The sequence below is a fragment of the Pseudomonas sp. 5P_5.1_Bac1 genome, from assembly GCF_025466015.1.
Taxonomy (GTDB): domain Bacteria; phylum Pseudomonadota; class Gammaproteobacteria; order Pseudomonadales; family Pseudomonadaceae; genus Aquipseudomonas.
Genome location: NZ_JANLNX010000059.1, coordinates 241,339 through 250,922 on the forward strand (window position 1 = coordinate 241,339; position 9,584 = coordinate 250,922).

At 62.8% G+C, this 9,584-nt stretch carries 9 protein-coding genes; 5 read left to right on the forward strand and 4 right to left on the reverse strand.

The window, feature by feature from the left end:
- The first annotated feature begins 139 nt into the window (after positions 1-139).
- The 3 genes from NTD82_RS14565 (at position 140) to NTD82_RS14575 (ending at position 4,131) form a co-directional block, all read left to right on the forward strand.
- A complete protein-coding gene (locus NTD82_RS14565; protein WP_095153874.1) occupies positions 140-1,261 on the forward strand; it encodes a beta-ketoacyl-ACP synthase III in 1,122 nt (373 codons plus the stop codon).
- Between the two features lie 301 nt (positions 1,262-1,562).
- Positions 1,563-2,876, forward strand: coding sequence for an OprO/OprP family phosphate-selective porin (locus NTD82_RS14570; protein ID WP_262129204.1), 1,314 nt, complete (start codon positions 1,563-1,565; stop codon positions 2,874-2,876).
- Between the two features lie 130 nt (positions 2,877-3,006).
- The gene (locus tag NTD82_RS14575; RefSeq protein WP_262129205.1) at positions 3,007-4,131 is read left to right on the forward strand and encodes a GNAT family N-acetyltransferase; all 1,125 of its coding nucleotides are present in this window, start codon (positions 3,007-3,009) and stop codon (positions 4,129-4,131) included.
- 12 nt (positions 4,132-4,143) lie between these two features.
- Here NTD82_RS14575 and NTD82_RS14580 read toward each other — a convergent pair whose 3' ends face one another.
- The 4 genes from NTD82_RS14580 to NTD82_RS14595 all read right to left on the reverse strand — a co-directional run bounded on the left by NTD82_RS14580 (position 4,144) and on the right by NTD82_RS14595 (position 8,346).
- On the reverse strand, positions 4,144-5,976 hold the full coding sequence (locus NTD82_RS14580; RefSeq protein ID WP_262129206.1) for an ABC transporter ATP-binding protein: 1,833 nt from the start codon (positions 5,974-5,976) through the stop codon (positions 4,144-4,146).
- A gap of 67 nt (positions 5,977-6,043) precedes the next feature.
- Positions 6,044-6,601: a peptidylprolyl isomerase gene (locus NTD82_RS14585; protein WP_095153870.1), complete on the reverse strand. Its 558-nt coding sequence runs from the start codon at positions 6,599-6,601 to the stop codon at positions 6,044-6,046.
- Positions 6,595-7,410, reverse strand: coding sequence for an alpha/beta fold hydrolase (locus tag NTD82_RS14590; RefSeq protein WP_262129207.1), 816 nt, complete (start codon positions 7,408-7,410; stop codon positions 6,595-6,597). Before NTD82_RS14590 ends, NTD82_RS14585 begins: the two co-directional genes overlap by 7 nt.
- 12 nt (positions 7,411-7,422) lie before the next feature.
- Positions 7,423-8,346 (reverse strand): LysR family transcriptional regulator, encoded by a 924-nt coding sequence (locus tag NTD82_RS14595; protein ID WP_262129208.1) that lies wholly within the window; start codon positions 8,344-8,346, stop codon positions 7,423-7,425.
- Positions 8,347-8,395: 49 nt separating this feature from the next.
- Here NTD82_RS14595 and NTD82_RS14600 point away from each other — a divergent pair, with 49 nt between their 5' ends.
- The gene (locus tag NTD82_RS14600) at positions 8,396-8,716 is read left to right on the forward strand and encodes a 3-phosphoglycerate kinase (RefSeq protein WP_095153867.1); all 321 of its coding nucleotides are present in this window, start codon (positions 8,396-8,398) and stop codon (positions 8,714-8,716) included.
- Positions 8,717-8,824: 108 nt separating this feature from the next.
- Complete coding sequence (locus NTD82_RS14605; protein ID WP_262129209.1) at positions 8,825-9,424, forward strand: FMN-dependent NADH-azoreductase; 600 nt, start codon at positions 8,825-8,827, stop codon at positions 9,422-9,424.
- Positions 9,425-9,584 lie beyond the last annotated feature (160 nt).

The window sequence follows — 9,584 nt, forward strand, 5'->3', positions numbered from 1 at the left end:
GGGGTGGCCGACAACCCAACACTGCGTAATGCCCCTGGCGTCGGGGTCATTGCCTGTACGAGTTGGCACCTTGGTGCCAGCTCGCCGAACCGAACAGGCCGTTGCCCGGCTGGCAATGGCCCCGAACAGAGGATCGACCGTGCATAACGTCGTCATCAGCGGCACTGGCCTGTACACCCCGGCCAACAGCATTTCCAACGAAGAGCTGGTGGACTCTTTCAACGCCTACGTCACGCAGTTCAACGCCGACAACGCCGAAGCCATCGCCCGCGGTGAAGTCGAGGCCCTGGCCGAGTCCAGCGCCGCCTTCATCGAGAAGGCTTCGGGGATCAAGAGCCGTTACGTCATGGACAAGGACGGCATCCTCGACCCGCAACGCATGAGGCCGCGCTTGCCCGAGCGCAGTAACGACGAACAGTCGATCCTCTGCCAGATGGGCGTGGCCGCCGCCGAACAGGCCCTGGCCCGTGCCGGCCGGACTGCCGCCGATGTCGATGCGGTGATCGTTGCCTGTTCCAACCTGCAGCGCCCTTATCCGGCCGTCGCCATCGAAATTCAGCAAGCGCTGGGCATCAAGGGCTTTGGCTTCGACATGAACGTCGCCTGTTCCTCGGCCACCTTCGGCATCCAGGCCGCGAGCAACAGCGTGCAATTGGGCCAGGCCCGCTCGGTGCTGGTGATCAGCCCGGAAATCTGCACCGGCCACCTGAACTTCCGTGACCGCGACAGCCACTTCATCTTCGGCGACGCCGCCACTGCTGTGCTGGTGGAGCGCGCCGACCTGGCGACCTCCGAGCACCAGTTCGACATCGTCAGCACCAAGCTGCTGACCCAGTTCTCCAACAACATCCGCAACAACTTCGGCTTCCTCAACCGCGCTGCGGAAGAGGGCGTCGGTGCGCCGGACAAGCTGTTCGTCCAGGAAGGCCGCAAGGTGTTCCGCGAGGTTTGCCCGATGGTCGCCGAGCTGATCGGCCAGCACCTTTCGGAAAACAACCTCAACGTCAGTGACGTCAAGCGCTTCTGGCTGCACCAGGCCAACCTGAGCATGAACCACCTGATCGTGAAGAAACTCCTGGGCCGTGATGCGCTGGAAGAAGAGGCACCGGTGATCCTCGACCGCTACGCCAACACCAGCTCGGCCGGCTCGGTGATTTCCCTGCACACCCACCAGGACGACCTGCCCAAGGGTGCGCTGGGCGTGCTCAGCTCGTTCGGTGCGGGTTACTCGATCGGCAGCGTGATTCTGCGCAAGCGCTGATCCGCCGCGAGGCCGAAAGACCAAAAACGCCCGATCCGGGTTACCGGATCGGGCGTTTTTTATCCTGGTGTAATCTTCATGCGATGAAGGCAAAGTGCCTTTAATGGCTCGCAAAGCCCCGGAAACCGGGCGTTTTGCATATGCCTATTCGAAGTAAAAAAGTTCCCCTGTCACAAAACATTTATATAAAAGCCACTGATCTGAAATAACCCCCCGCCAAGATTCCTCCCCAGCACAAGTGGCCTAAGCCGCGTGTTTTTTCAACGTAATCAAGACCATAAACGTTAGGGGAGCTTCATCGATGATCCGTAAGCACTTCGCAGGTTTCGCAGCCAGCGCATTGGCAATGGCCGTTACCGCCCAGGCTTTCGCGGGTACCGTGACCACCGACGGCGCCGATATCGTAGTCAAGACCAAAGGCGGCCTCGAAGTCGCTACCACTGACAAGGAATTCAGCTTCAAGCTGGGCGGTCGCATCCAGGCGGACTACAGCCGCTTCGACGGTTTCTACACCAACAACGGCAACACCGCTGACGCCGGCTACTTCCGCCGCGCCTACCTGGAACTGGGCGGTGTGCTCTACACCGACTGGGCTTACCAGATCGCCTACGACTTCTCGCACAACTCCGGCGGCGACAACCGTACCGAAGATGGTTACTTCGACGAAGCTTCGCTGGCTTACAACGGCTTCAAGCCGGTCTCGATCAAGGTCGGTCGTTTCGACCCTGAGTTCGGTCTGGAAAAAGCCACCAGCTCCAAGTGGGTGACCGCGCCTGAGCGTAACGCCGCTTACGACCTGGTCGACTGGACCAACGGCCATAACGGCGGTCTGGGCATCCAGGCGTCGGGCAACGTCGGCGACTCGCTGTACGGCTCCTTCGGTGTATTCGCCAAAGACGCCACCAACGCCGACAAAGACGGCGACAGCACCAAGCAGTTCAACCTGCGCGCTGTCTTCGCCCCGATGCACGATAGCGGCAACGTTCTGCACTTCGGCGTCAACCTGGCCCAGCGCGACCTGTCCGACACCTCGTTCGACGGCCGTATCCGCAGCCGTCTGGGCATGCGTGGCGTGAGCACCGACGGTGGCCAGGATGCCGGCACCAACGGCAACCGCCTGACCCTCGGCGGCGCCAACAACACCCCTGCCGGTGCCTACGACACCGACCGCGCACTGGGTCTGGAAGCCGCTTTCGCTACCGGTCCTTTCTCGGTACAGGGCGAGTACATCAAGCGCAAGGTGGAAGCTGACGACGCTGCACGTCAGGACATCAAAGCTGACGGTTACTACGCACAAGTGGCCTACACCCTCACCGGTGAAGCCCGTGGCTACAAACTCGGCAAATTCGACGCCATCAAGCCGTCGAACAAGCAGATCGGTGCCTGGGAACTGTTCTACCGCTACGACCACCTGAGCGTCGACGATGACAACGGCGCCTTCGCCAACATCAGCGACATCGAAGCCAAGGTGCACAACCTGGGTCTGAACTGGTACGCCAACGAGTCGATCAAGCTGAGCGGCACCTACGTCAAGGCCAAGGTCGACAACGCCCAGAACGCCAATGGCGACGACGATGGTGACGGCTTCGTAGTTCGCGCGCAGTACGTGTTCTAAGCAGCAACGCTCCTTCATCCGTTAAATTTCAGCCCCACTTCGGTGGGGCTTTTTTTTGCTCGACGATCAAGCCCCTGATACTCAACAGAGAATCTTCTTTTCTGCCCGCCAACCCGGCACACTCCACTCCATGCCGATCCTGACCCTGAATCACCTCGCCGATCTCGACGCCGCCACCTGGGATGCCCTGGTTCCCGGTGACCAGCCGTTCCTGCGCCACGCGTTTCTCACCAGCCTGGAAGACAGCGGCAGCGTCAGCCCGCGCACCGGCTGGACGCCGTCCCATCGCATCCTCACCGCCGCCGACGGCGCGCTTCTGGCGGCCATGCCGGCCTACGTCAAAACCCATTCCTTCGGTGAGTACGTGTTCGATCACGGCTGGGCCGATGCCTGCGAGCGGGCTGGTATCGGTTATTACCCGAAGTTGCTTTGCGCCGTGCCGTTCTCGCCGGTGGGCGGGTCGCGCCTGCTGGGGCCGCCAGAGGCGCTGTCCGGTTTGCTCGATGAGGTAGAGGAATCGTTGCTGGAACAGGGGCTGTCCAGCCTGCATGTGAATTTTACCGATGATGCCAGCGACGACGCCTTGCGCCACCGCGACGGCTGGCTGGAGCGCCTCGGTTGCCAGTTCCACTGGCGCAACCAGGGTTACCGGGATTTCCAGGATTTTCTCGACGCCCTCAGTTCGCGCAAGCGCAAGCAGATGCGCAAGGAGCGCGAACAGGTGGCGGGGCAGGGCATCGAGTTCCGCTGGTACCGCGGCGCCGAGTTGAGCGAGGGGCAGTGGGACTTCGTCTTCGCCTGCTACGCCAATACCTACGCGGTGCGCCGGCGCGCGCCGTATTTGACCCGTGCCTTCTTCAGCCTGCTGGCCGAGCGCATGCCCGACGCCATTCGGGTGGTGATGGCCGTGCAGGGCGGGCGCGAGGTGGCGATGGCGTTCAGCCTGGTCGCGGGCGACAGCTTCTATGGCCGCTACTGGGGTTGCCTGGCCGAGTTCGACCGGCTGCATTTCGAAACCTGTTTCTACCAGGGCATGGACTACGCCATCGCCGAAGGGCTGCAACGCTTCGACGCTGGCGCCCAGGGCGAGCACAAACTGATTCGCGGGTTCGAGCCGGTGATCACCCGGTCCTGGCATTACCTGCTGCATCCCGGCCTGCGCACGGCGGTGGATGATTTCCTGCGTCAGGAACGTGTCGGGGTGCTGGCTTACGCCGAGGAAGCCCGTTCAGCCTTGCCGTACCGACAGGGCTGAACGCGGCGGTCGTCAATCGACGCCGACGAAACCGCCGGTCTGGTGATGCCATAGCCGCGCATACAGCCCTTGATGCGCCAACAACTCGGCATGGCTGCCCATCTCGGCGATGCGGCCTTTTTCCAGGACCACCAGGCGATCCATCCGCGCGATGGTCGAGAGGCGGTGGGCGATGGCGATCACGGTCTTGCCCTCCATCAGGGTTTCCAGGCTTTCCTGGATCGCCGCCTCGACTTCCGAGTCCAGCGCCGAGGTCGCCTCGTCCATGATCAGGATCGGCGCGTTCTTCAGCAGCACGCGGGCAATGGCGATGCGCTGGCGCTGACCGCCGGAGAGCTTCACGCCGCGCTCGCCGACATGGGCATCGAAGCCGGTGCGGCCCTGGGCATCGGTCAGGCTCGGAATGAACTCCTCGGCCCGCGCCCCGCGTACCGCGGCCCACAGTTCTTCATCGCTGGCGTCGGGCTTGCCGTACAGCAGGTTGTCGCGGATCGAGCGGTGCAGCAGCGAGGTGTCCTGGGTGATCATGCCGATCTGTCCGCGCAGGCTGGACTGGGTGACCTGGGCGATGTCCTGGTCATCGATGAGGATGCGCCCGCCTTCGAGGTCGTAGAGGCGCAGCAGCAGGTTGACCAGGGTCGACTTGCCGGCGCCGGACGGCCCGATCAGGCCGATCTTCTCGCCGGGGCGGATGTCCAGGTCGAGGTCGCTGATGATCCGGCTGCCTTTGCCGTAATGGAAATCGACGTGCTCGAAACGCACCGCGCCGCGCTCGACTTTCAGCGCCGGCGCGTCGGGCCGGTCGGTGATGCTCACCGGCTGGGAGATGCTCTGCAGGCCGTCCTGGACCATGCCGATGTTTTCGAAGATGCCGTTGACCACCCACATGATCCAGCCGCTCATGTTGACGATGCGGATCACCAGGCCGGTGGCCAGGGCGATGGCGCCGGCAGTGATCAGCGACTGGGTCCACAGCCACAGGGCCAGGCCCGTGGTGCTGACGATCAGCAGGCCGTTGAGGCTGGTGATGACCACGTCCATGCTGGTGATGACGCGGCTGGCCAGTTGGGTCTTTTCGGTCTGCTCGCGAATCGCTTCGCGGGCGTACTGCTGTTCGAAGTCGGTGTGGGCGAACAATTTGAGGGTGGCGATGTTGGTGTAGCCGTCGACGATGCGGCCCATCAGCTTGGAGCGGGCGTCGGAGGACACCACTGAGCGCTCCTTCACCCGCGGCACGAAGTAGTACAGCGCGGCGATGTAGCAGGCGATCCAGGTCAGCAGTGGAATCATCAGCCGCCAGTCCGCCTCGGCGAACAGCACCAGTGAGCTGATGGCGTAGATCGACACATGCCAGAGCGCGTCCATGGCCTGCACCAGCGAATCGCGCAGCGAGTTGCCGGTCTGCATGATGCGCTGGGCGATGCGCCCGGCGAAGTCGCTCTGGAAGAAATTCAGGCTCTGCTTGAGCACATGGGTATGGTTTTGCCAGCGGATCATGCTGGTCATGCCGGGGCTGATGGCCTGGTGCACCAGCAGGTCATGCAGGCCGATGAATACCGGCCTGAGGATCAGCGCCACCACCAGCATCCAGGTCAGTTCGCCCGCGTGTTCACTGAACAGATTGACGTTGGGCGTGCCCTGGGCGAGGTCGATGATCCGGCTCAGGTAGCTGAACAGCGCCACCTCGATCAGCGCCACGATCAGCCCCAGCACCATCAGTACCGCGAACGTCGGCCAGACCTGACGCAGGTAATACAGATAGAAGGGCAGGACCGTGGTGGGCGGCGCCGCGGTGGGCGCCTCGCGGAAGATGTCGATCAACTGCTCGAAACGACGGAACAGCATGTAGAAGGTCACTCCTGTTTGAGGGCCAAGCGCGCCGCCAGCGGGTCACATCCCTGTGACGTCGCGATCAATCGATGCGCTTGGCCGATTTGATGAACACCGGATCGGCGGGCACGTCACGCATGCCTTTTTTGACGGTGGTCGGCGAATTGACGATCAGGTCGACCACGTCCATGCCTTTCACCACTTTGCCGAACACCGCGTAGCCGGCGTCGCGGCCGGGATCGAGCATGGCGTTGTCGACAACGTTGATGAAGAACTGGCTGGTCGCCGAATTGGGGTTGGAGGTGCGGGCCATGGACAGCGTGCCGCGGGTGTTGTGCAGGCCGTTGCTGGCTTCGTTGCGGATCGGGTCCTTGGTGTCTTTCTGCACCATCTGCTCGGTGAAGCCGCCGCCCTGGACCATGAAGCCCGGAATCACGCGGTGGAAGATGGTGTTGTTGTAGAAGCCGCTGTCGACGTACTGCAGGAAGTTCTTGGTGCTGATCGGCGCCTTTTCCGCATTCAGCTCGATTTCGACCTGGCCGAAGCTGGTGTCCATCAGCACATGAGGATTTTTTTCCGCTGCCATCAGGCTGCTGGCAAAGGCGACCGAGCAGGCGGTCATGAGGATTTTCTTCAGCATGAACTCAATGATCCTTGAGAGGTGGTTGGCGCCGCAGCGAGAAACTGCAGCAGGGTCTGGTTGAAGTGGTGTGGCTGGTCCAGCGGCGTAGCGTGCCGTGAATCGGCAATGACCGCCAGTCGTGCGCCGGGAATCAGGCCGACGTAACGCTCCTTGAGCGCTACCGGGGTGTAGTCGTGGTCCGCGCTGATGACCAGGGTGGGACAGTCGATCCGCCCCAGGCGTTCCTCCACGCCCCAGCCGACGATGGCGTCGAAACTGGCGAGATAGGCGCGTTTGTCGTTTTTCGCCCAGCGCTCGGTCATCTTGCGTCGCAGCTCGGCCTGCTCCGGTTTGGGGAACAGCCGCGCGGCGAGGCCCTTGCCGATGGTCCTGAGGCTGAGAACACGGGCCAGGGTCCAGCGCTTGGCCCACTGCCAGTAATCGTCTCGGCTGCGCACTTTCACTGCCGGCGCGCTGTTGACGATGGTCAGGCTACGCAGCCAGCCGGGGTGGTCCACGGCGAACTGGAAACCGACCATGCCGCCCATGGACAGGCCCACCAGATGCACCGGGCCGGTGTGCAGGTGTTCCAGCAGGGCCATCAGGTCGGCGCTGAAGCCGGCGATGCTGTAGGACTCGCGGGGTTTGTCGGAACGGCCGTGGCCGCGCAGGTCGAGGAGGATCACGCGGTAATCGGCGGCCAGCACCGGGACCTGGAATTCCCAGTCCTGGCAACTGGAGCCGAGGCCGTGCAGCAGAACCAGGGGGTCGCCCCGGCCATATTCTTCGTAGTGCAGTGTGCAACCTTCATGTTCGAAGTAGGCCATGGGCGTTACCTGTCAGGCTTGGGCGGGAGCGGCGAAGGAAACGTCCAGCGGCGCGGTATCGAAGTTGCGCAGCAATTCGATGAGGATCTGCGTGGCCGGGCCCAGGGGCTTGTCTTTGTTGGAGTAAAGGTAGAACAGTGGATGGCGGCTGCCACCCTGATCCAGCGGCAATGGCTTGAGCACGCCTTCGCGCAGCTCGCGTTCGATCAGGTGGCGCGGCAGCCAGGCGAAGCCCAGGCCGCTGCTGACAAAGGTGGCGGCAGTGGCCAGGCTGCCGACGGTCCAGCGCTGTTCGGCGCCGAGCCAGCCGACATCGCGGGGCTGCGAGCGGCCGGAATCGCGGATCACCACCTGCAACTGGCTTTCCAGGTCCTGGAAGTTGAGCACCCGGCCCAGGCGGTGCAGGGGATGCTCGGGGTGAGCGACGGCGACGAACTCCACCGCGCTCAACTCGGCGCCGAGATAGCCGGCGATGCTGAAACTGCTGATGGCCAGGTCGGCGATGCCTTCGTGCAGCACTTCTTCGACGCCGGACAGCACTTCTTCGCGCAGACGCACCCGGCAGCCGCGGCTTTGCGGCATGAACGCGCTCAGGGCGCGGACTAGGCGAGCGTTGGGGTAGGCGGCGTCCACCACCAGGCGGACCTCGGCTTCCCAGCCCTGCTCCATATGGTGGGCGAGGTCTTCCAGTTGGCTGGCCTGCTTGACCAGTTGCCGCGAGCGGCGCAGCAACACGCCGCCGGCATCGGTGAGCACCGCCTTGCGCCCGTCGATCCGCAGCAGCGGCACCCCCAGTTGGTCCTGCATCCGCGCCACGGTGTAGCTGACCGAGGATTGCGAGCGGTGCAGGGCTTCGGCGGCCTGGGCGAAGCCGCCGTGATCGACCACGGCTTGCAGGGTCCGCCACTGATCCAGGGTAACGCGCGGCGCTTTCATCTTCGGCTCCTGTTGTCCTAAGCTGCGCTCTTTGCGTGGAGAGCGCCGTATGAAGAAAAGTTGTCTTGCCTTGCTGGCCTTGCTTCCGCTCACGGCGCTTGGGGCCTATCCCATTGATGTGGAAAAGCACCTGGAAAGCGGCATCAAGATCGATACCACCACCTATGACACCGCTTACGACATGGGTTCGATCACCCTGAACAACTACGGCGACGTCGCCGCACAGTGCAAGCTGACCTTCCGCAACGGCCCCGAAGCGCCGCGTGTACGGCGGGTTCAGGTGCCGGCGAAACAGAGCGTCGACAGCAACGTCAAATTCAACCGCGAGATTCTCAAGCTGCGCATCGCGGTGGACTGCAAAGCGCAATAAACAAATTAACTGATAGATTTAACCGAGTTTTTACGCTTTTTTATCGATAGGTCAATCATTAATCTTGCCTCCATCGACTTAGCGACCTTGCCGATGGAGGCAACCTTCATGTCCCGCGTACTGATCATCGAAAGCAGCGCCCGCCAGCAGGATTCGGTGTCCCGCCAACTGACCCGCGATTTCGTCAGCCAGTGGCAAGCCGCCAACCCGTCTGACACGATCACCCTGCGCGACCTGGCGGTGGATCCTGTGCCGCACCTGGATGCCAACCTGCTCGGTGGCTGGATGAAGCCCGAAGCCCAACGCAGCGCCGACGAACTGCAGGCCCTGGCCCGTTCCAACGAATTGACCGACGAAGTACTGGCCGCCGACGTGCTGGTGCTGGCGGCGCCGATGTACAACTTCGCCATCCCCAGCACTCTGAAAGCCTGGCTGGACCATGTGCTGCGCGCCGGGATCACCTTCAAGTACACCGAAACCGGCCCGCAAGGCCTGCTGACCGGCAAGCGCGCCTATGTCCTGACCGCCCGCGGCGGCATCCACGCCGGTGCTTCCAGCGACCATCAGGAACCTTACCTGCGCCAGGTGTTGGCCTTCATCGGCATCCACGATGTGACCTTTATTCACGCCGAAGGCCTGAACATGGGCGGCGACTTCCACGAAAAGGGCCTGAACCAGGCCAAGGCGCAACTGGCTGCGGTGGCGTGATTCAACTGTTTTTCCCTGCCTGACACCCCTTTTTGCTCCTTTGGGTGTGCTGCCCGGTCGATTGCCTCGCGCTCGACCGGGCTTTTTTATGGTTCTTCACGGAATTGCGGGGATGGTGATCTTTGGTCCTGGTTTTGGCTTTGGTTTTGGCTTTGTGAAT